Consider the following 18,868-nt stretch of genomic DNA (forward strand, 5'->3'; position numbering starts at 1 on the left):
CTTGCGCGAGTGGTATTTGCGCTGCTGAAGGGGCAAAGCGAATATCAGCCGAAAGCCGGTTGAGGGCTTCCCCTCAACCATAGAATCTCCCACAGGTTATGTGTTGCCACAGGTTATGGGTGCCGGGTTACAGGGTCAGGATCATCTCGTGCCACGCCATGCCGCCGTGGTCGGACTCCGAGGGTTTGATGTAGGCAAAGCCGAACCCGGCATACAGCGGAATATGCTTCTCCTTGCACATCAAATGAATCGTCGCCTTGTCCATCCCGCGCATACGCTCGATGAACTCGCCCATCAAGCGCTTGGCCAAGCCCTGCCCCTGATAATCCGGGTGCACCACCACTGACATGATCACCACGTTCGGCCCCGCTGGATCGTGGCCGATCAACTCCTTGAATGCCTCGTCCGACATCTGCACATCAAACGCCGCGCCCGAGTTAACGAAACCGGCGACCACGCCGTCCACTTCGGCCACGACAAAACCCTCGGGCCAGGTGGCAATGCGCGTGGCGATCTTTTCGCGGGTGGCGGCTTCGTCGCCTTCGTAGGCAACGGTTTCGATGGCGTAGCAGCGATCCAGGTCGGCGGCGGTGACGTTGCGAATGACGGTGTTCATGGCGGCTCGAAAAATCAGCAGAAGAAAGTGCCGAAAGCATAAAGGAATAAGGTGTTCATATCGATCCATGCGGGCAGCGTAAAGCCTGCGTATAAGCGCTTTTCTTCGGGTTCGCGGGCGGCTATTGCTGTGGGGTGTCTCTGATTACCCGTGGGGGAAACCGTTTATGAGCAGCGTTGAAATCGGCCTGTTGATGGTGTTGGGCATCAGTACGTTCGGCTTTATCACTCTGGGTATCGACCTGTTGCGGTCGCGACGTGCAGATAAGGGAAAACAGGGTTGAATGCTTGAGGCGGATCATTGATCCGCCTCATCGTTGTCGGCTCAGGATTTGCTGTCGACGGGGACGCAGATTTCCAGCTTGCCGGTGTGCAACCTCGGGTTGAAATCGGCGCTGTAGCGTTCCAGCTCCGGGGCGTTGAGTTCCACATAGTGCGAGCTTGGCAGCCAGGTTTTATAGATGTACTGCAAGGTCTGTGGCAACTGATCAAGCGGCCCTTTATGTTCAAACACCGCGTACTGGCGGGGCAGCACTTCAACCCACTGGTACACCTTCTGGTCGAGGTCATCGAGCTTGCTGATTTCCACCCCGGCGATGTAATCGAAGCCGCCCTTGCCGTCGAAATTGCTGCAGACCCCGTAGGTCACTTCGTTTTTTTGTCCCTGTATCTTTCCCAGATGCGGCAAGAACTTTTCCCACAGTGCGGGGATGTCTTTTGCAGTGTCTTGGGTAAATCGACCGCGAAAACCTGCAATCAGCAGAAAGTGTCCATGTTCGAAGCGAGGTTCAGCCACTTCGACGCGTTTTTGCTCATCCATGACTCGACTCCTGGAACAAAAAAGGGGTTCGGCTGGGAGTATAGAAAGCCAAAGCCATTTCGCACTATTACAGCGAATGCAGCTGCTCGACGGCACCCGAACCGACAAACTCGTTGTAGCCGGATACGATCACATACACGGCGAAATAGCAGAAGATCGCCGCAGATGCCATGTAGGAGTAGCGCAGCAGCTTGTCACCGAGCAACTTGCCACCGTGGCTGGCGGCAAAGCACAGACCGGCCGACCACAGCAGCCCGGCGCAGAGGAATCCGCCGAGGAACAGCGCCGAGCTCACTGGCCCGCCGCCACCGGAACGGGCGATCAGCGTGCCACCGACGGCGGCAAACCACAGAATTGCGCTCGGCGAGGACATTGCCAGGAAGATCCCGCGAAAGAACTCCTTGCGATGAGAGTTTTGCCCCACTTCGGTCGTGGCCGCCAATTGCGCTTCGTGATGGATCGCCGAATAAATCATCTTCGCCGCAAAGTAGATCAGCAGCGCCGAACCGCCGATCCACAGGACCCAGCGCACGGTTTCGTATTGCAGCAGCACGGTCATCCCGGCCAGCGCCAGCACGGCATAAATCAGATCACCAACGCAGGTGCCGAGGCCGAGAGCGAAGCCCTGAAAGTAACCGCGCTGCATCGCCAGCGTGATCATTGCGATGTTGGCCACGCCGATATCCAGGCACAACGAGAGGCTCAGCAAGAAGCCGCTGGTGAATTCCATTAAGCATTTCCTTGGGAAAAATTATTCTTGTCCAGGCTGGACAGTCTGCCATCACTGCCCTTATCTTCGCCCACAGGTCACCGCAGTGACCAGCGTCGCTCGGACGGTTCCGGGCGCTTACGTTATCCGAGGCAACAATGGCTGAACAAGGTTCGCCGCGCCGCTTTGCGCGCATAGATCGACTCCCCCCTTACGTTTTCAACATCACCGCCGAGCTGAAGATGGCCGCGCGGCGTCGTGGTGAAGACATCATCGACTTGAGCATGGGCAATCCCGACGGGGCCACGCCGCCGCACATTGTCGAAAAACTCGTACAAGTCGCTCAACGCGAAGACACCCACGGTTACTCGACCTCCAAGGGTATTCCGCGCCTGCGCCGGGCGATTTCCAACTGGTACAAGGATCGTTACGCGGTCGATATCGACCCGGAAAGCGAAGCCATTGTCACCATCGGTTCCAAGGAAGGCCTGGCGCATTTGATGCTGGCGACCCTGGATCAGGGCGACACCGTGCTGGTGCCGAACCCGAGTTATCCGATTCACATTTACGGCGCGGTGATTGCCGGCGCTCAAGTGCGCTCGGTGCCGCTGGTGCCCGGTGTGGACTTCTTCGCCGAGCTGGAACGAGCCATTCGCGGCTCGATCCCGAAACCGAAAATGATGATCCTCGGCTTCCCGTCCAACCCGACCGCGCAGTGCGTGGAGCTGGACTTCTTCGAGCGAGTGATTGCCCTCGCCAAGCAGTACGACGTGCTGGTGATCCACGACCTGGCTTACGCCGACATCGTCTACGACGGCTGGAAAGCCCCGTCGATCATGCAGGTGCCGGGTGCCAAGGACATCGCGGTGGAGTTTTTCACCCTGTCCAAGAGCTACAACATGGCCGGCTGGCGTATCGGTTTCATGGTCGGCAACCCGGAACTGGTCAACGCGCTGGCACGGATCAAGAGCTACCACGACTACGGCACGTTCACCCCGCTGCAAGTGGCGGCGATTGCTGCGCTGGAGGGTGATCAACAGTGCGTGCGCGACATTGCCGAGCAGTATCGCCAACGCCGCAACGTGTTGGTCAAAGGCCTGCATGAACTGGGCTGGATGGTCGAGAACCCGAAGGCGTCGATGTATGTCTGGGCGAAGATCCCTGAAGCTTATGCGCATCTGGGTTCGCTGGAGTTCGCCAAGAAGCTGTTGGCCGAGGCCAAGGTCTGTGTCTCGCCGGGAGTTGGTTTTGGTGAGTATGGCGATGATCACGTGCGCTTCGCGCTGATCGAAAACCAGGACCGGATTCGTCAGGCCGTACGCGGAATTCGCGGGATGTTCCGGGCGGATGGCCTGGCCCCGAAAACCAGCGCCTGACACAAAACCTGCAGGACAACACCTGTGGCGAGGGAGCTTGCTCCCGCTCGGCTGCGAAGCAGTCGTAAAACCGGCGAATGGGGTCTGCCTGAAGATCAGCGTTGAATGGTTTTGGGGCCGCTTTGCAGCCCAACGGGAGCAAGCTCCCTCGCCACAAAATGCCGCTCTACCACAGATTTTCAGGCACAAAAAAACCGCATCACTGCGGTTTTTTTGTGCCTGCGGTTCGCTTAAACGAACAGCGACAGCAGCAGGATAAAGCCCAACGCGACCACCGAGAGGATGGTTTCCATCGCCGTCCAGGTCTTGAACGTCTCGGCCACTGTCATGTTGAAGTACTGCTTCACCAGCCAGAAACCGGCGTCGTTGACGTGCGACAGGATCAGCGAACCCGCACCAGTGGCCAGTACCAGCAGCTCACGGTTGACGCCCGGAATCATCCCCACCACCGGCACCACGATGCCTGCGCCAGTGATGGTCGCGACGGTGGCCGAACCGGTGGCGATACGAATCACTGCCGCCACCAGCCACGCCAGCAGGATCGGCGAGATCTGCGCGCTGACCGCCATGTGGCCGATCACGTCGCCCACACCGCTGGTCACCAGCATCTGCTTGAAGCCACCACCGGCACCGATGATCAGGATGATCGCGGCGGTTGGCGCCAGACTCGCGTCCAGCCACTTGAGCATTTGCTGAGAACCGATGCCCTGCTTGTGACCGAAGGTGTACAGCGACAACAGCAACGCCAGCAGCAGTGCCGAGATCGGGTGACCGATCATGTCCATCCAGGTGCGGAAGAAATGACCGTCCGGCAGCGCCACGTCAGCGAAGGTTTTCAGCAGCATCAGGAACACCGGCAGCAGCACGGTGATCAGGGTGATGCTGAAGCTCGGCAGTTTTTCCGAGTCGGTTTCACGGGCCAGTTGATCGACCAGTTCCTGATTCGGGTGACCGGGAATGTGCTTGGCGATGAACGTACCGAAGATCGGGCCGGCGATAATTGCCGTCGGCAGCGCGACGATCAGACCGTACAGAATGGTCTTGCCGATGTCAGCACCGAACACGCCGATGGCCAGCAGTGGGCCCGGGTGCGGTGGCACCAGACCGTGCACGGCAGAAAGGCCGGCGAGCAGCGGGATACCGATCTTGATGATCGATACGCCAGTGCGGCGGGCAACGATGAACACCAGCGGAATCAGCAGGACAAAGCCGATTTCGAAGAACAGCGGGATGCCCACCAGGAACGCGGCGAACATCATCGCCCACTGGACTTTGTCTTTACCGAACGCGCGAATCAGGGTCTGCGCGATCTGATCAGCACCGCCCGATTCGGCCATCATTTTGCCGAGCATGGTGCCCAGCGCGAGGATGATGCCGACAAAACCGAGCACGCCACCGAAGCCGTCCTGGAACGCCTTGATGATGGTGCCGATCGGCATGCCGGAAGTCAGACCGAGGAACGCGGCCGCAATGGTCAGGGAAATGAAAGGGTGAATCTTGAACTTGGTGATCAGGATGATGAGTCCGATCACCGTCACTACTGCATCGAGCAGCAGGTAGGCGTCATGGGACATGCCGAACATTGGGGGTGTCTCCTGGCTTGTTGTTGTTATTAAAGCGGGTTAATCAGAAGTCGTGAGGACAGCGCTTTCTGCATGAACACACTCATACCGCCTGTTTCAGGCCGTGGGCCTGCCACCAGACGTGAGCCTGAGCGGCCAGTTCTTCAACGCTGTGAACCGAAGCGTTCAGCGCCAGGGTCAACGGTTCGCCAACCGGCGATTCGAGGGTAGCGAACTGGCTTTCGATCAACGTAGCGGGCATGAAATGGCCCGGGCGGTGAGACACACGCTCAGCGGCCACTTCAGGGGTCAGCTCAAGAAACACGAAGCCCAGGCCCGGCAAGGCGCTGCGCAATACTTCGCGGTAACTGTGTTTAAGCGCCGAGCAGGTCAGCACCGGGCGCTGGCCCGTGGCATCAACGCGACGCAGTTCATCGCACAGGCTGTCGAGCCAGCCGGCACGGTCGTCGTCGTTCAGGGGGATCCCCGCGCTCATCTTTTCGATGTTCGCGGCCGGATGGAAAGTATCGCCTTCAATGGCAGTGGCGCCGCTCAATTGGCACAGGGCCTCGCTGACGCACGTCTTGCCGCAACCGGCAACGCCCATGATGACCAGGGCGGTGATGGGATGACTCATATAACACCTCAGCGCGCAGACAGCGCTACCTTTGCTAGCTATGACTCTAGTGCACAGGCAGAAGTTGCCGACGCCTTCTTGTCGTTTTTTTGGGTTGCAGCAGGTTTTGTTCCCAACGCCAAAAAGCGAAGATCAGGCAGGACCTCGCTTACGCATTTACAGCTGCATCAGGACAGCGCTACCTTAGTGCCTTGATTTTTGTTTGGCAAGCCGCCCGATGACCTCCCCTAAAAACGATAAAAACACTCGCACCACCGGCCGTCCCACCCTTAATGAAGTTGCCCGTCTGGCCGGCGTCAGCCCGATTACCGCCTCCCGCGCCTTGCGCGGTGTCAGCACCGTGGCCACGGAACTGGTAGAAAAAGTCCAGAAAGCCGCGCTCGAACTCAACTACGTGGTCAACCCCGCCGCCCGCGCCCTGGCCTCGGCGCAGAGCCATTCGGTGGTGGTTCTGGTGCCCTCGCTCTCCAACTTGCTGTTCATCGATACGCTGGAAGCCATTCATCGAGTGTTGACGCCCAAGGGCTTCGAAGTGCTGATCGGCAACTTCCACTACTCACGCGATGAAGAAGAAAACCTGCTGCGCAACTACATGGCTTATCAGCCACGCGGCTTCCTGCTGACCGGGTTTGATCGCACCGAAAGTTCGCGGCGAATGATCGAGGCGAGCAATATTCCCTGCGTCTACATGATGGAGCTGGACAGTGCTGCGGGCGTGAATTGCGTCGGTTTCTCCCAGCTCAGCGCTGGCGAAACAGCGGCTGAGCATTTGCTCTCCCGTGGACGCAAGCGTCTGGCTTACATTGGCGCACAACTGGATCAACGCACCTTGCTGCGCGGCGAAGGTTTCCGCAAAGCCTTGCAGAAGGCCGGCAAGTACGACCCGGATCTGGAAGTGCTGACGCCACGCGCCTCGTCGGTGGGCCTGGGCGGTGAGTTGTTCCTGCAACTGCTGGCCGCGCATCCGGATGTCGATGCGATCTTCTTTGGTAACGACGACCTGGCGCAGGGCGCTTTGCTTGAGGCGCTGCGCCACGGCATCAAGATTCCCGAGCAGGTGGCGATTCTCGGCTTCAACGACTTGCCGATGTCCGAGCACATGGTGCCGCGCCTGAGCAGCATCAACACCCCGCGTGAGGCGATTGGCCGGCGCGCAGCCGAGCAGATGCTGACGCTGATGGCCGGTAACAGCGTGGCGCGGCCGGTGGAAGACATGGGCTTCGAACTGAAAATCCGCGAAAGCACCTGATCCCACAGATTCAAGGTTGAAACACCATCCCTGTGGGAGCGAGCCTGCTCGCGAAAGCGGTGTGTCAGATAAGCATGTGCCGAGTGACACGACGCTTTCGCGAGCAGGCTCGCTCCCACATTGGATCTCCGCAGACTTTAGTGACTGAGGAGTTCGACCAGCGCCAATGCGCCCTTCTGTAGCGGCTGGCTCTTCAGCCACACCGCGTGCACCGGCAGCACCAAGCCGTTTTCGATATTGCGGAAATTCAGCCGTTTCAAGCGCCCGCTGTCCAGCCACGGCTGCACCACCGACAGCGGAAAATTGCCCCAGCCCAATCCTGCTTCGACCATTTCCATCGCCGTCCCAAGGTTGTCAGTGCGCCAGTGCGATTGGGCCACCAGCGGCCGGGTGTCGCTGATCGGCAAATCACGGCTGGCGACGAAGATCTGCCGTACGTGCACCAGATCCTCCAGAAACAAATCCTTTCCCTGCAACAACGGACTGTCCGCCGCCAGTGTGGCGATCATTCGCTCGCTGCCGACAAATTGAAACTGCTCCAGCACGTTCACGCTCAACCCGGCAAACGCCAGGCACAGACTCACGCGGCCACTGTGCAGCATCGCCAACACGTCATCCTGCGGTGCGGTCAGCACTTCGATGTCGAGCAGCGGATGAAGTTCGGTCATCACCTTGATCGCCGCCAGCAAACGCCGACGCTCGATGTCCGCCACCACACCGATCGACAGTTTGCTCTCCAGCCCCAACGACAACTCCACCGCATGCACGCGCAATTGCTTGAGTTGCTCGGCGATCAGCCGTGCGTGCGGCACCAGTGACAACGCCATTGCCGTCGGTTGCGGTTCGCGGTGGCGGCGGTCGAACAACGGATAACCGAGTTCCGCCTCAAGATTGCCGATGCCCATGCTCACTGCCGACGGGACTTTGCCCAAGGCACGGGCGGCGGCGGAAAACGAGCCGCGCTCGATCACGGCGAGAAACAGTTCGATGCTGTCGCTGTTGAAATTCACCCACACCACCTATCAATAAAACTGAAAGCTACTGACTTTTTCTGTCAGAGCCATTGAAGCTATCTTTCGCCGCCTGCGCCAGCCCTGCTGGCCAATGAATCTGAAGAAAGAGGCAAATCTCCATGCAAGGCGTCAAACGCAAACTGGTCTACGTGTCGCTCTACGAAGTGATCGGCATGACCTTCTCGGCCCTCGGTCTGGCGCTGTTGTCCGGCACCTCGCCAGGCAGCACCGGGCCGTTGGCGGTGATCATCACCACCATCGCCGTGACCTGGAACTTCATTTACACCTCGCTGTTCGAGCACTGGGAAAGCCGTCAGCAGTCTCGTACCCGCACGGTCAAGCGGCGCATTGCCCACGCCGTTGGCTTTCAACTGACGTTGATCGTGTTCCTGATTCCGTTGATTGCCTGGTGGATGAACATCAGTCTGGTGCAGGCCTTCCTGCTGGACCTGGCGTTGATCATCTTCATCCCCTGCTACACGTTCGCCTTCAACTGGTTGTTCGACCGGATCTTCGGCTTGCCGACCTCGGCACTCCCGGATTCACCGGCTGCGGCATAAATCGTTAATTCGTAAACAGATATTGCAAGAGATCAGCGGTTTACCCGGATAAACCGCTGACATTCACAATCCATCAACTCCGATAGCAGGCTAAGCTTTTCCATCAATAAAAAATGGATCAGCCCATGACTGCTCACACCTCCGCCGCCGCGCAACGCGACGGCATCGACCCGATTCGCGCCGCTCAGGTGTCCGCCCGTATCGACCGCCTCCCGGCTGTCGCAACGATCTGGCGACTGGTTGCGCTGCTGTCGATCGGTGGATTTTTCGAACTCTACGATTTGTTCCAGACCGCCTACATCAGCCCCGGGCTGATCCGCGACGGCATCTTCGCCACCGGCAATCAGGGCGTGTTCGGTTTCTCCGATCAGGCAGCATTTGCCTCGGCGACTTTCCTTGGGCTGTTCCTCGGCGCCAGTCTGCTCAGCCCGTTGGCGGATCGCTTTGGCCGCCGCGCAATCTTCACCTTCGCGCTGATCTGGTACACGGTGGCGACGGTGCTGATGGGCATTCAGAGTTCGGCGCTGGGGATTATCTGCATGCGTTTTCTGGTGGGCATCGGTCTGGGCATTGAGCTGGTGACCATCGACGCCTACCTCTCGGAACTGGTGCCCAAACGCATGCGCAGTTCGGCGTTTGCCTTCGCGTTTTTCGTGCAATTTTTGTCGGTGCCGGCGGTGGCGCTGATGTCGTGGTGGCTGGTGCCGCAGGCGCCGTTCGGGATCAGTGGCTGGCGCTGGGTGGTGTTGGCGAGCGCGGTGTTTGCGCTATTCATCTGGTGGTTGCGCAAGCGTCTGCCGGAGTCGCCGCGCTGGCTGGCGCAACACGGGCGATTCGATGAGGCCAACAGGATTCTCGATGGCATCGAGGCTCGCTGCGAAAAGGATCATCGCCAACCCTTGGACGCCCCCGAGGCTGTGCCGGTCGACGTCGAAGGCAAGGGCCGTTTTGCCGACATCTGGCAACCGCCCTATCGCCGTCGCGCATTGATGCTGATTGTCTTCCACATCTTCCAGGCCATCGGTTTCTTCGGTTTCGGCAACTGGCTGCCGGCGCTGCTTTCCGGCCAGGGCGTCAGCGTCACCCACAGCCTGATGTATGCGTTCATCATCACCCTCGCCTACCCGCTCGGGCCGTTGTTGTTCGTGAAGTTCGCCAACCGTTTCGAGAACAAATGGCAGATCGTCGGTTCCGCCCTTGGCGCCATGACCTTCGGTACTTTGTTCGCCCTGCAAACCAGTGCGTTCGGGCTGATTTTCTGCGGGGTGATGATCACCTTCTGCAACGCCTGGCTGAGCTTCAGTTATCACTCCTACCAGAGCGAATTGTTCCCGACCAACATCCGCGCCCGGGCGGTAGGTTTCTGCTATTCGTTCAGTCGCTTGTCGACGGTGTTCAGCAGTCTGTTGATCGGCCTGTTTCTCGACAATTTCGGTACGCCCGGCGTGTTGGCTTTCATTGTCAGCAGCATGTTGATCGTGATGCTGACCATCGGCTACTTCGGCCCGCGCACGCGCAATCTGGCGCTGGAAAACATCGCCCATCGCTAAGGGCTGGCGGTCATCCTCTGCCGCTCATCGGCAATGGATGACCGCTGCTCACATCGAGCCAACTGGCCAACCTGTTGAATTTAAAGCACTTGCGCGACGGGCACGTTAATTGCTGCGGTACGCCAGTCAGCAATTACCTACAGGTCAATTCATCATGTTGGTCAGCGCCAAACAACAACAAATCATCCACCTGCCCAAGCAGCTGAATGACGACGCCACCTCCACCGCTGCGGCCGGACTGCAAGGCGGCCTGCACGGTGCCATGCTGCAGACCCTGCAAAACCAGACGCAGGCGCAAGCCACCGATGCGACCGCCAAGGTTCAGGATTCGGCCACGCAGATCGCCACTCAGCAAGTTGCCGAAGCGACACGCATCAGCGACAACGTCGACGAAGCGTTCGCCAAGACTCGCGTCAACCTGCAATCGACCGACGCCACCACGGCCTCGGCAAAATCCGCCACCGACGAATTCAAGGATTACATGAGCAAGACGCCCGAACAGCGTCTGCGCGACAGTGTCCTGCAATCCATGGGGCTGACCGAAGACGACATCAAAGCCATGCCGCCGGAGAAACAACTGGCCATCGGCAAGGAGATTGCCGAGCGCTTGCAGGACAAGATGAAGCTGGCGCAATCGGAAAAGGACAACGATGTGAAGGACAGTGACAAGCAGGCGGGCAAGTTTCTCGCTGCGCTTTGATTAGTTTGTAAAACACAAAACCCTGTGGGAGCGGGCTTGCCCGCGATAGCGACAGATCAGCCAACACTTGTGTTGAATGTTCTGCCGTCATCGCGGGCAAGCCCGCTCCCACAGGTTTATCAGTGTTGCGAAAACTCAGTTGAGTTGCAGGGTCTCATTGAACTGGCTGATCGCATCAACCACATGCCGTGACCCCTGCTGAATCTCCAGAATCACCTCCCCCGCCTCGTTCGCCAGTTCCACCCCGAGCCCGGTGCGACTCAGGCTTGATTGCATGCTCGACACCGCGCTCAGCGACAAGTCATGGTTCTTGCGCACCACCTCGACAATTTCCAGCGTCGCCTGGCTGGTGCGTGCCGCGAGGCTGCGTACTTCGTCCGCGACCACGGCAAAACCACGCCCGTGTTCACCGGCCCGCGCCGCTTCGATGGCGGCATTCAGCGCCAACAGGTTGGTCTGATCGGCGATGCCGCGAATGGTCTGGACGATGGTGCCGATGATGTCCGACTGTTTGCTGACCGCATCGATACTGACGGCGGCTTCATTGAGGTCGCGGGAAATGTCCTGAATGATCTGCACCGTTTGCTGCACGACTTGTGAGCCTTTTTGCGCGCAGGCGTCGTTTTGTACCGAGGTGCTGTGGGCCGATTCCGCAGCGTTTTGCAGAGTGGTCATTTGCTGGGTGATGTCGCTGGCAAATTTCACCACTTTGTACAGCCTTCCTTTCGCATCGAACAGCGGGTTGTACGAAGCTTCCAGGTAAACCATCTGTCCGGACTTGTTCTTGCGTTCGAAACGGTGCGAGTGATATTCGCCGCGATTGAGCGAAGCCCAGAACGCCTTGTATTGCGCAGATTCGGCTTCGGCGCGATGGCAAAACATGCTGTGGTGATGGCCGACGACTTCCGGCAGTGTGTATTGCATGGTGTGCAGAAAGTTTTCGTTGGCGGCGATCACATTGCCGTCCGGAGTGAACTCGATCACCGCCATCGAGCGACCGATGGCCGCCAGCATGCTTTCTTCTTCATGTTCCTTGTTGATCCGCGCGGTGATGTCGGCGGCCACTTTGATCACACTTCTGACTTGCTTGTCCGCGCCATACACCGGCATGTAACTGGCTTCGAGCCAGACTTCCTTGCCCGCTTTGTTCAAGCGCAGAAAAGTCCCACTGATCGGCTCTCCCCGCGCCAGGTCGCGCCACAATTTGGCGTACTCCTCGCTGCGATAGAAGGCTTCCTCGCAAAAGATCCGGTGATGCTTGCCACGCACTTCTTCAGCGCTGTAGCCCATGGTCTTGCAGAAGTTTTCGTTGGCATCGAGAACGATGCCTTCCGGGGTGAATTCGATCATCGCCATCGAACGGCTGATCGCGGCCAACTTGGCGTTGGCCTCAGTCAGCGCACAACTGAATCGCTCGATTTCCTGCAGGTCAGCCTTGTGATGTAGGTTGAACATGGTTGTATCACCTTCAGCGCGGTCTTTTGATTTGATGAAAGTTCAGGTCTTTCAGAATCCACCACTACGTTCCACAGAACAGGCACACGCATTCCTCCACGGGAGGAAGTTGTCAGGTGATAAATGATGATCAATCGGAGAGTCCATACAGCGACGCTCTAATCAAGACATCCTTCTCTTGATAGCCCGCTCGCGGGCCAGCCCTAACGCGTTGAAGAACTTCCATTTAAGTGATGCTCCTTGTTGGTTCAGTATCGGTGCCTCGGATTGCGCACTCTGGCAGCATGAATCACGGACCAACCCTGTGCGCACGGCATGTTTGGCATGACGGTCGACATAGTTAGTTACAGGTGAGCATAGACAGCGCAAAGCCTTGCGCAAGGCCACTAGTCGGCCAGTATCTGGCACTTTTTGCACAAGAAACGGTTCAGCGCGGGGAGGTTTTGGCGGGGCGGACGCCTTCGCGAGCAGGCTCGCTCCCACATGGGTATGCATTCCAAATGTGGGAGCGAGCCTGCTCGCGATAGCAAAAGTTGCAGCACTACAAAAACAACAGAAATGCCTTACAGACTTCCACTCACCTTGTCAGCCACCTCTCCCGGCACCCATGGCTTCCAGACCTGCGGCTGATCACGCAAAAACGCCTCGGCCACGGCCCGTGGTTGCTGGCGTTTTTCACTCATGCCCGCCAGTGTCTGGTTGAGCAGATCAATCGGCAAATCGACCTTCTCGAAAAAACTCACCAGCTCCGGGTACTGCGTCTTGAACGGAGCCGATACGCCGATCGCCAGGCTGGCCGGCATCGAACGTGTGCCTTTCGGATTAGGGTTGTTCGCGTCGGCCAGCGTCTTCCAGGCTTCGGCATCGAACGGCGGCTCATCGAGCTTCACCAGTTTGAACCGCCCCAACAGCGGCGTCGGCGACCAGTAGTAGAACAGCACCGGTTTGCCGCGCTTGATCGACGACGCCACCTCGGCATCCAGCGCCGCGCCGGAGCCGGTGCGGAAATTGACGAAACTGTCGTTCAGGGCATACGCCTTGAGCTTCTGGCTGTTGACGATCTCCGAGGTCCAACCGGTCGGACTGTTGAGGAAACGTCCACGGCTCGGGTCTTCCGGGTCGCGGAAGACGTCTTTGTAGCGCGGCAAATCCGCCACCGATTTCAGCTCGGGCGCCAATGGCTTGATGCCGCGGTCGGGGTCGCCCTTGATCACGTACTCCGGCACCCACCAGCCTTCAGTGGCACCTTTTACGGTATCGCCGAGGCCGAACACTTTGCCCTCATTGGCCGCTTTGACCCACGCCGGACTGCGCCCGGCCCATTCCTCGCCGATCACCTGAATATCGTTTTTCGCCAGCGCCGCTTCGAGGCTGACGGTGCTGCCCGGCAGCGTATCCGTCGAGTAGCCGTAGCCCTTCTCAACGATCAGGCGCAGCACTTCGGTGATGAAGCTGCCGCTTTCCCAGGTAATGTCGCCGAAGTGAATCGGCGCGGTTTTCTCCGCCGCAGAAACGGCGCCGACGCTCAGGCTCAGCGCCAGCAGCGAACCGCCGAGCAGGGTTTTGATCGATCTCATGCAGACCTCTTGTCTTGTAGTAATTGATTGGCACTGTGGCGCTCGCACAGCGCCTGGGAACGGCTCATGTAGACGCTGACCGAACGTTGCGAGATGCCCAGTTCGGCGGCGATTTGCGGGTAGGTCAGGCCGTCGATGCGTGCGAGCAGAAAGGTCGAGCGGACCTTGCCCGGCAGCCGTTGCAGGCTGTGATCGAGGCGATTGAGGGTTTGGCTCAGTTGCGCCAGCTCTTCGGGCGATGCGGCGTAATCGACATCGATCTGCTGCTGGTGACGGCGTTCGAGATCGGCGCGGCGCCAGCGTTGGTAGAGCAGGCGTTGGGCAACGGTAGTGAGCAAGGCGCGAGGTTCGCGAATCGCCGTAAGAGCGGGCGCTTCGAGCAGTTGCGCGAAGGTTTCGGCGGCGATGTCTTCAACGCTGGCGGCGTCATGCAGATGCCGGCGCAGGTAGCTGCAAAGCCATTGATAGTGGGCGCGGAACAGGGTGTCGAGGTTGTAGCGATGGGACAGATCGGCGCCGGACATAGGGGCTCCTTGGTGAAGGGTCGCTGAATGTCCGGTGATCCGGTGGCGCGATCGTAGCAAGGCGCCTTATGCATTAATAATATTTAAATCTTATTTTTATATTTCTTTTTGGAATTTAAGATCAAAAGATTGCAGCCTTCGGCAGCTCCTACAAAGGCAATATGTAGGAGCTGCTGAAGGCTGCGATCTTTTAGTGCAAGCGGCCGTACCCCAAATCCTCCGCCTCACGCTGATAATCGAGAACCACCCGATAGTCGCCTTCAGTGGCCGGCAGCACTTCAGCCAGTCCCAATGTCTGTGCAACGTCAGGAAGCTCACGCAGTGCCTGATTCATCACTTGGCGCAACTGCTCGACTTGCTCATCCGAGGCACCGGCAAACGTAATGAACGGCAGTGTCGGACTCAACGCACTGCGCCCCACTACGTGCAATCCACTTACCTCATCGGCTGCGTAATGAGCGAGGTAGGCGTAGGTCACGCTGTCGATGGCAGCCAGATCAGCAAGGCCTTCGCGCAACCAGCGAAGGCTCTCGCGATGCGCCCCGCTGATACCGACCGAGGCGAAAAACCGGCCGCCCTGCTGGAGCGGAGCCAGGCGATGGCGCAACAGGTTCATGCCACTGTTGGAGTCATCGCTGTTGATCACGCCGCGACTGCTGCGGAAGTCCGCGAGGCTTTTGCGCGGATCATCGGCGCGACTGAGAATCAGGCTGCAATGGTTGCCGGCGCTGGCGTCGGGGAGTTCGTAGCGGGGGCGGCCGACGATTCGGACCTCGCCGCGTAGCGCCGTCATCAAGGGATAACCGCAGGTTTGGGTCAGCAGCAAATCCGGCGAAAGCCATAGTTCAGGCAGCGACAGGCTTTCCGCGTTCAGACGAATCACGCCCAGGTGTTCGAGGATGCGTGAAATCCAGCACTCGTTCGCTGCTCGGATGGGCTCAGGCGCGACATACATCAGGAGCTCGATGTGGTGTTGGGTCATACACATTCTTCCCTACCCATAAATAACCCTGTGGGAGCGGGCTTGCCCGCGAAGAGGCCACCACATCCAACATCATTGTTTTCAGACAGATCGCCTTCGCGGGCAAGCCCGCTCCCACAGGGTTTAGCGGTGGCAGTGCGGTCAGTGAAACGGATGCTGCGGACTGTCGATCGGCTTGAAACCATGCCGCTGCCACAACTGCCCGTAACCCTGCACCAGAAACCCGCCACTGCGCGCAATCCATTGCTCGCGATGCATCCGGTAAACCGTCGGCAAGTCGTACCACGCAAGCTTCGGCAAGTCGTGATGCACCAGATGAAAATTTAGATTGAGGAACAGCCAGCGCCACGGCCATGCGGCTTCGTTGAGCACAGTGCGTTGCTCGGGTTGCGCGTGCGGGCGATGCTCATAGTAGGAACGGATCATTGCGATGGACAGCGCCGGCACGCTGATCAGCAGCAGGTAATGCCACACCGGCAATGCGCTGTAGCGGGCGATAAACCACAGCATCAACAACGTGAACACGCCGTGGCTCAGCCACATCAGCCAGGCCTGGCGGTCGCACTGTTTCAGGCGTTGCAGTTCTTCAGTGGCCAGCGCGATCAACGCCAGCGGCGCACCAATTGCGAATCGACCGAGTACGGTTTTGTTCAGCCAGTGCAGGCCGCGTTCGAAAATCGAACTGCCCTGCCAGCCTGCCGCCGTCAGGTAACGACTTTCCGGATCGACGCCGGGAACGGTCAGATCCTCATCGCGGTGATGCAACAAATGACTGTCGCGATACAGCGTGTACGGATACCACACGGCAAACGGCGCATAACCGAGGACTTTGTTGACGAGGGTCGAGCGGGTCGGGTGCCCGTGGAGCAGTTCATGTTGCACTGACAACCACAGCACCAGCAGCGGAAGCAGCAGCAAAGTGCTCCAGCCACGACCGAGCCAATCGCTATTGAGGACGATGGCGAACCAGCCGCCATACACGCCGATCAGCAACAGCCAGGTCGGCCACTCGGTGCGGGCGGTGAAGCGTTGGCGCAGGGTTTCGATTTGCACGCGGTGGGCGGCGTCGAAGTAATGGGACATGGCGTTGCTCGGAACGGGAATCTTGCCCGTCTGTGCAACAACGTCGATAAATCTTGCAGATTATTTTTCGGGTTCAGACAGGAGCCCGAGAACCGGGCTCCCGAGGGGTGCGATCAATGGCCGAAAATGTCGAGTTTCTTGGCTTTTTTCTCCGCGCGTTTTTCGATTGCGGTCTTGGCCGGTTTCTTCTTGTCGGCTTTCTTGGAATTCATACCTTTGGACATGATGGGTACTCCACTCATAGGGCTGTAGGCTCAGGTATACACCTATCCCGAGGCGCGCGTTCTTTTATAATCGGCGCTTCGCCCACCGACAGTCCGATCCCATGCCCGATACCCAATACAGCCTGCTCGACGCCTCGCTCTGGCCGTTGATGAACAAGTTTTATCGCAACCACCAATCCTCGATGAAAGCCGTGCGCGAAGCACAATTGTGGGTGGCTCGACGTGGCGACATTGTCGCGGCACTGTGTTTGCGGCCGGTGGCGGGCGGGCAATGGTTGACGGGGCTGTTTGTTGATCCGGCGTGTCGTGAGCAGGGGCTTGCCGCCCAGTTGATCACTGCGGCGGTGAAGGATGTGACGGAGCCGGTGTGGCTGTTCTGTCATCCGGATTTGCGCGGGTTTTATGAGCGTCGCGGGTTCAGTGTCGACCCGGCCCTTCCGCAGGCGATGGCGGAGCGGTTGAGCCGGTATGCGCGGAGCAAGCCGATGATTGCGATGGAACGGGTACCTTCCGCCTGATGCAAAACCATTGTGGGAGCGAGCCTGCTGGCGAAAGGGTGTGTCAGACATCGAATCTATCAATGACACACCGCTTTCGCGAGCAGGCTCGCTCCCACAGGATTTTTGTGGCGTTTGTGAGATCAGTCGTCGGCGTTTGGATCGAGGTCGGGGAACATTACTTCGGTGAAGCCGAATTTGCTGAAGTCGGTAATCCGAGATGGGTACAGCCGGCCGATCAGATGATCGCATTCGTGTTGCACGACCCGCGCGTGGAAACCTGACGCCACCCGCACAATCGGCTGGCCTTTCGGATCGAACCCTTCGTAGCGAATCTGCTGATAACGCTCCACCGCGCCACGCAAACCCGGCACCGACAGACAGCCTTCGAAGCCCTCTTCCATCAGCGGACTCAACGGCGTGATCAACGGATTGATCAGGATCGTCTGCGGCACCGCTTCGGCGTCCGGGTAACGTTCGCTGTGCTCGAAACCGAAGATCACCAGTTGCAGATCAACACCGATCTGCGGCGCGGCGAGGCCAACGCCGCCGACGCTTTCCATGGTCTGGAACATGTCGTCGATCAGTTGCCACAACTCGGGGCTGTCGAACATCTCGGGCGGCACGGGCGGAGCGATGCGCAGCAGGCGCTCATCGCCCATTTTCAGAATTTCACGGATCATGATCAGACTTCGTCAGTGTCCGGCTTGAGCGAATGATCGCGGCCCAGGCCCGAGACGTGTTGTTTGGGATGTTCGTCCAGTTCGCCGGGGACTTTCTCGCCCGGGTCCTTGCCTTCACTGGACATGTGCTCGATCACCGCATTCATTTCCGCACCGAGCAACAACACCGCAGCGGAAATGTAGAAGTACAGCAACAGCACGATGATCGCCCCGATGCTGCCATACATCGCGTTGTAGTTGGCGAAGGTTTTCACGTAGAACGCGAAACCCAACGAAGCGATGATCCACACCACCACGGCCAATACCGAACCCGGTGTGATGAAACGAAATTCCTGTTTGACGTCGGGCATCACGTAATAGATCAGGGCCACAGCGACCATCATCAGAATCACGATCACCGGCCAGCGCGCGATGGTCCAGACGGTGACGATGACCTCTTCCAGGCCGACCTGCGCGGCGATCCAGCCCATCACTTGCGGCCCGAGCACCATCAGCGCAGCAGCCACCAGCAGCATGCCGGCGATGCCGACGGTGTAGAAAATCGACAGTGGGAAACGCTTCCAGATCGGCCGCCCTTCGACCACGTCATAAGCGGCGTTCATTGCGCTCATCATCAGCCGCACGCCCGCTGAGGCGGTGTACAGGGCGATGACGATACCGACCGAAAGCAAGCCACCCTTGGACTGTTGCAACTGATCGATCACCGGGTTGACCTGTTCCAGCGCTTGCGGCGGCAGGACCAGTTCCGATTGCAGGCGCAGCCAGGAGAAGAAATCCGGCAGGTGCAGGAAACCGATCAGGGCGATCAGAAACAGAATGAACGGGAACAGCGAGAACAGCATCTGGTAGGCCAGTGCCGAGGCATACGTCGACATCTCGTCGTCGACGAATTCAGTAACCGTGCGCACCATCACCCGGTGCAGGGGCAGACCTTTCATGTCCGGAAATATCATTCGCGTCTCCTTTCGCCGCTTTACAGGTTGAAGTCGTGGCGACTCAGGGGCCGTTTTTTACCTCACGGTAGCCTACTTGGCGACCCTTGGTGGGGGACC

19 protein-coding genes and 1 pseudogene are annotated in these 18,868 nt (G+C 58.8%); 6 read left to right on the plus strand and 14 right to left on the minus strand.

Annotation, left to right across the window (positions count from 1 at the left end; all coding sequences use genetic code 11):
- Positions 1-127: 127 nt before the first annotated feature.
- The 3 genes from ACIOWE_RS16435 to ACIOWE_RS16445 form a co-directional block, all read right to left on the minus strand.
- The gene (locus tag ACIOWE_RS16435) at positions 128-616 is read right to left on the minus strand and encodes a GNAT family N-acetyltransferase (RefSeq protein WP_401393328.1); all 489 of its coding nucleotides are present in this window, start codon (positions 614-616) and stop codon (positions 128-130) included.
- A gap of 324 nt (positions 617-940) precedes the next feature.
- On the minus strand, positions 941-1,435 hold the full coding sequence (locus ACIOWE_RS16440) for a GyrI-like domain-containing protein (protein WP_401393331.1): 495 nt from the start codon (positions 1,433-1,435) through the stop codon (positions 941-943).
- A gap of 67 nt (positions 1,436-1,502) precedes the next feature.
- Positions 1,503-2,165, minus strand: a complete 663-nt coding sequence (locus ACIOWE_RS16445) for a LysE family translocator (RefSeq protein ID WP_401393333.1) — start codon at positions 2,163-2,165, stop codon at positions 1,503-1,505.
- Between the two features lie 137 nt (positions 2,166-2,302).
- On the opposite strand from ACIOWE_RS16445, the gene alaC reads away from it, so the two are divergent.
- The gene (gene alaC, locus ACIOWE_RS16450) at positions 2,303-3,520 is read left to right on the plus strand and encodes an alanine transaminase (protein ID WP_401393336.1); all 1,218 of its coding nucleotides are present in this window, start codon (positions 2,303-2,305) and stop codon (positions 3,518-3,520) included.
- A 230-nt stretch (positions 3,521-3,750) separates the two neighbouring features.
- Here the strand turns inward: alaC and ACIOWE_RS16455 are convergent, their stop codons facing one another.
- Positions 3,751-5,103, minus strand: a complete 1,353-nt coding sequence (locus ACIOWE_RS16455; RefSeq protein ID WP_401393339.1) for a GntP family permease — start codon at positions 5,101-5,103, stop codon at positions 3,751-3,753.
- Between the two features lie 82 nt (positions 5,104-5,185).
- Complete coding sequence (locus ACIOWE_RS16460; RefSeq protein ID WP_401393342.1) at positions 5,186-5,719, minus strand: gluconokinase; 534 nt, start codon at positions 5,717-5,719, stop codon at positions 5,186-5,188.
- A 217-nt stretch (positions 5,720-5,936) separates the two neighbouring features.
- Between ACIOWE_RS16460 and ACIOWE_RS16465 the strand changes: the two genes are divergently transcribed.
- Positions 5,937-6,968, plus strand: a complete 1,032-nt coding sequence (locus tag ACIOWE_RS16465) for a LacI family DNA-binding transcriptional regulator (RefSeq protein ID WP_201237107.1) — start codon at positions 5,937-5,939, stop codon at positions 6,966-6,968.
- A 137-nt stretch (positions 6,969-7,105) separates the two neighbouring features.
- On the opposite strand, the gene ACIOWE_RS16470 is transcribed toward ACIOWE_RS16465, so the two are convergent.
- Positions 7,106-7,978 carry a LysR family transcriptional regulator gene (locus ACIOWE_RS16470; RefSeq protein WP_401393345.1) on the minus strand — a complete coding sequence of 291 codons (873 nt, stop codon included), beginning with the start codon at positions 7,976-7,978 and terminating at the stop codon, positions 7,106-7,108.
- A gap of 122 nt (positions 7,979-8,100) precedes the next feature.
- Here ACIOWE_RS16470 and ACIOWE_RS16475 point away from each other — a divergent pair, with 122 nt between their 5' ends.
- From ACIOWE_RS16475 to ACIOWE_RS16485, 3 genes are all read left to right on the plus strand, one after another.
- Entirely contained in the window at positions 8,101-8,541 is a 441-nt protein-coding gene (locus tag ACIOWE_RS16475) for a PACE efflux transporter (protein WP_401393348.1), read from the plus strand.
- A gap of 125 nt (positions 8,542-8,666) precedes the next feature.
- Positions 8,667-10,091: an MFS transporter gene (locus ACIOWE_RS16480; RefSeq protein WP_401393351.1), complete on the plus strand. Its 1,425-nt coding sequence runs from the start codon at positions 8,667-8,669 to the stop codon at positions 10,089-10,091.
- A gap of 154 nt (positions 10,092-10,245) precedes the next feature.
- The gene (locus tag ACIOWE_RS16485; RefSeq protein WP_401393354.1) at positions 10,246-10,791 is read left to right on the plus strand and encodes a hypothetical protein; all 546 of its coding nucleotides are present in this window, start codon (positions 10,246-10,248) and stop codon (positions 10,789-10,791) included.
- A gap of 135 nt (positions 10,792-10,926) precedes the next feature.
- Here ACIOWE_RS16485 and ACIOWE_RS16490 read toward each other — a convergent pair whose 3' ends face one another.
- The 6 genes and pseudogenes from ACIOWE_RS16490 to ACIOWE_RS16515 form a co-directional block, all read right to left on the minus strand.
- Positions 10,927-11,466, minus strand: coding sequence for a methyl-accepting chemotaxis protein (locus tag ACIOWE_RS16490; protein ID WP_224787096.1), 540 nt, complete (start codon positions 11,464-11,466; stop codon positions 10,927-10,929).
- Between the two features lie 3 nt (positions 11,467-11,469).
- Positions 11,470-12,246 (minus strand): annotated as a pseudogene (locus ACIOWE_RS16495) (PAS domain-containing protein); the annotation flags it as partial.
- A gap of 563 nt (positions 12,247-12,809) precedes the next feature.
- Positions 12,810-13,823 carry an ABC transporter substrate-binding protein gene (locus ACIOWE_RS16500; protein WP_401393357.1) on the minus strand — a complete coding sequence of 338 codons (1,014 nt, stop codon included), beginning with the start codon at positions 13,821-13,823 and terminating at the stop codon, positions 12,810-12,812.
- On the minus strand, positions 13,820-14,347 hold the full coding sequence (locus ACIOWE_RS16505) for a sigma-70 family RNA polymerase sigma factor (protein WP_401393360.1): 528 nt from the start codon (positions 14,345-14,347) through the stop codon (positions 13,820-13,822). Before ACIOWE_RS16505 ends, ACIOWE_RS16500 begins: the two co-directional genes overlap by 4 nt.
- Positions 14,348-14,537: 190 nt before the next feature.
- Entirely contained in the window at positions 14,538-15,329 is a 792-nt protein-coding gene (locus ACIOWE_RS16510; protein ID WP_401393363.1) for a phosphate/phosphite/phosphonate ABC transporter substrate-binding protein, read from the minus strand.
- A gap of 141 nt (positions 15,330-15,470) precedes the next feature.
- A complete protein-coding gene (locus tag ACIOWE_RS16515; protein ID WP_401393365.1) occupies positions 15,471-16,412 on the minus strand; it encodes a fatty acid desaturase in 942 nt (313 codons plus the stop codon).
- A gap of 325 nt (positions 16,413-16,737) precedes the next feature.
- Here ACIOWE_RS16515 and ACIOWE_RS16520 point away from each other — a divergent pair, with 325 nt between their 5' ends.
- On the plus strand, positions 16,738-17,154 hold the full coding sequence (locus ACIOWE_RS16520; RefSeq protein ID WP_401393368.1) for a GNAT family N-acetyltransferase: 417 nt from the start codon (positions 16,738-16,740) through the stop codon (positions 17,152-17,154).
- 122 nt (positions 17,155-17,276) lie between these two features.
- Here ACIOWE_RS16520 and def read toward each other — a convergent pair whose 3' ends face one another.
- The gene (def, locus tag ACIOWE_RS16525; RefSeq protein ID WP_401393371.1) at positions 17,277-17,816 is read right to left on the minus strand and encodes a peptide deformylase; all 540 of its coding nucleotides are present in this window, start codon (positions 17,814-17,816) and stop codon (positions 17,277-17,279) included.
- Between the two features lie 2 nt (positions 17,817-17,818).
- On the minus strand, positions 17,819-18,769 hold the full coding sequence (locus ACIOWE_RS16530) for a YihY/virulence factor BrkB family protein (protein ID WP_401393374.1): 951 nt from the start codon (positions 18,767-18,769) through the stop codon (positions 17,819-17,821).
- Positions 18,770-18,868 lie beyond the last annotated feature (99 nt).

The sequence above is a fragment of the Pseudomonas sp. NPDC087598 genome (assembly GCF_044743525.1).
Lineage (GTDB): Bacteria > Pseudomonadota > Gammaproteobacteria > Pseudomonadales > Pseudomonadaceae > Aquipseudomonas.

Excerpts from the sequence above, each read along its gene's own strand:
- ACIOWE_RS16445 (WP_401393333.1), bottom strand. The coding sequence starts at position 2,165 with ATGGAATTCACCAGCGGCTTCTTGCTGAGCCTCTCGTTGTGCCTGGAT.
- ACIOWE_RS16480 (WP_401393351.1), top strand. The coding sequence starts at position 8,667 with ATGACTGCTCACACCTCCGCCGCCGCGCAACGCGACGGCATCGACCCG.
- ACIOWE_RS16435 (WP_401393328.1), bottom strand. The coding sequence starts at position 616 with ATGAACACCGTCATTCGCAACGTCACCGCCGCCGACCTGGATCGCTGC.
- ACIOWE_RS16500 (WP_401393357.1), bottom strand. The coding sequence starts at position 13,823 with ATGAGATCGATCAAAACCCTGCTCGGCGGTTCGCTGCTGGCGCTGAGC.
- ACIOWE_RS16490 (WP_224787096.1), bottom strand. The coding sequence starts at position 11,466 with ATGACCACTCTGCAAAACGCTGCGGAATCGGCCCACAGCACCTCGGTA.
- ACIOWE_RS16460 (WP_401393342.1), bottom strand. The coding sequence starts at position 5,719 with ATGAGTCATCCCATCACCGCCCTGGTCATCATGGGCGTTGCCGGTTGC.
- ACIOWE_RS16475 (WP_401393348.1), top strand. The coding sequence starts at position 8,101 with ATGCAAGGCGTCAAACGCAAACTGGTCTACGTGTCGCTCTACGAAGTG.
- ACIOWE_RS16505 (WP_401393360.1), bottom strand. The coding sequence starts at position 14,347 with ATGTCCGGCGCCGATCTGTCCCATCGCTACAACCTCGACACCCTGTTC.
- def (WP_401393371.1), bottom strand. The coding sequence starts at position 17,816 with ATGATCCGTGAAATTCTGAAAATGGGCGATGAGCGCCTGCTGCGCATC.
- ACIOWE_RS16485 (WP_401393354.1), top strand. The coding sequence starts at position 10,246 with ATGTTGGTCAGCGCCAAACAACAACAAATCATCCACCTGCCCAAGCAG.
- ACIOWE_RS16440 (WP_401393331.1), bottom strand. The coding sequence starts at position 1,435 with ATGGATGAGCAAAAACGCGTCGAAGTGGCTGAACCTCGCTTCGAACAT.
- alaC (WP_401393336.1), top strand. The coding sequence starts at position 2,303 with ATGGCTGAACAAGGTTCGCCGCGCCGCTTTGCGCGCATAGATCGACTC.
- ACIOWE_RS16465 (WP_201237107.1), top strand. The coding sequence starts at position 5,937 with ATGACCTCCCCTAAAAACGATAAAAACACTCGCACCACCGGCCGTCCC.
- ACIOWE_RS16455 (WP_401393339.1), bottom strand. The coding sequence starts at position 5,103 with ATGTTCGGCATGTCCCATGACGCCTACCTGCTGCTCGATGCAGTAGTG.
- ACIOWE_RS16515 (WP_401393365.1), bottom strand. The coding sequence starts at position 16,412 with ATGTCCCATTACTTCGACGCCGCCCACCGCGTGCAAATCGAAACCCTG.
- ACIOWE_RS16520 (WP_401393368.1), top strand. The coding sequence starts at position 16,738 with ATGCCCGATACCCAATACAGCCTGCTCGACGCCTCGCTCTGGCCGTTG.
- ACIOWE_RS16510 (WP_401393363.1), bottom strand. The coding sequence starts at position 15,329 with ATGACCCAACACCACATCGAGCTCCTGATGTATGTCGCGCCTGAGCCC.
- ACIOWE_RS16530 (WP_401393374.1), bottom strand. The coding sequence starts at position 18,769 with ATGATATTTCCGGACATGAAAGGTCTGCCCCTGCACCGGGTGATGGTG.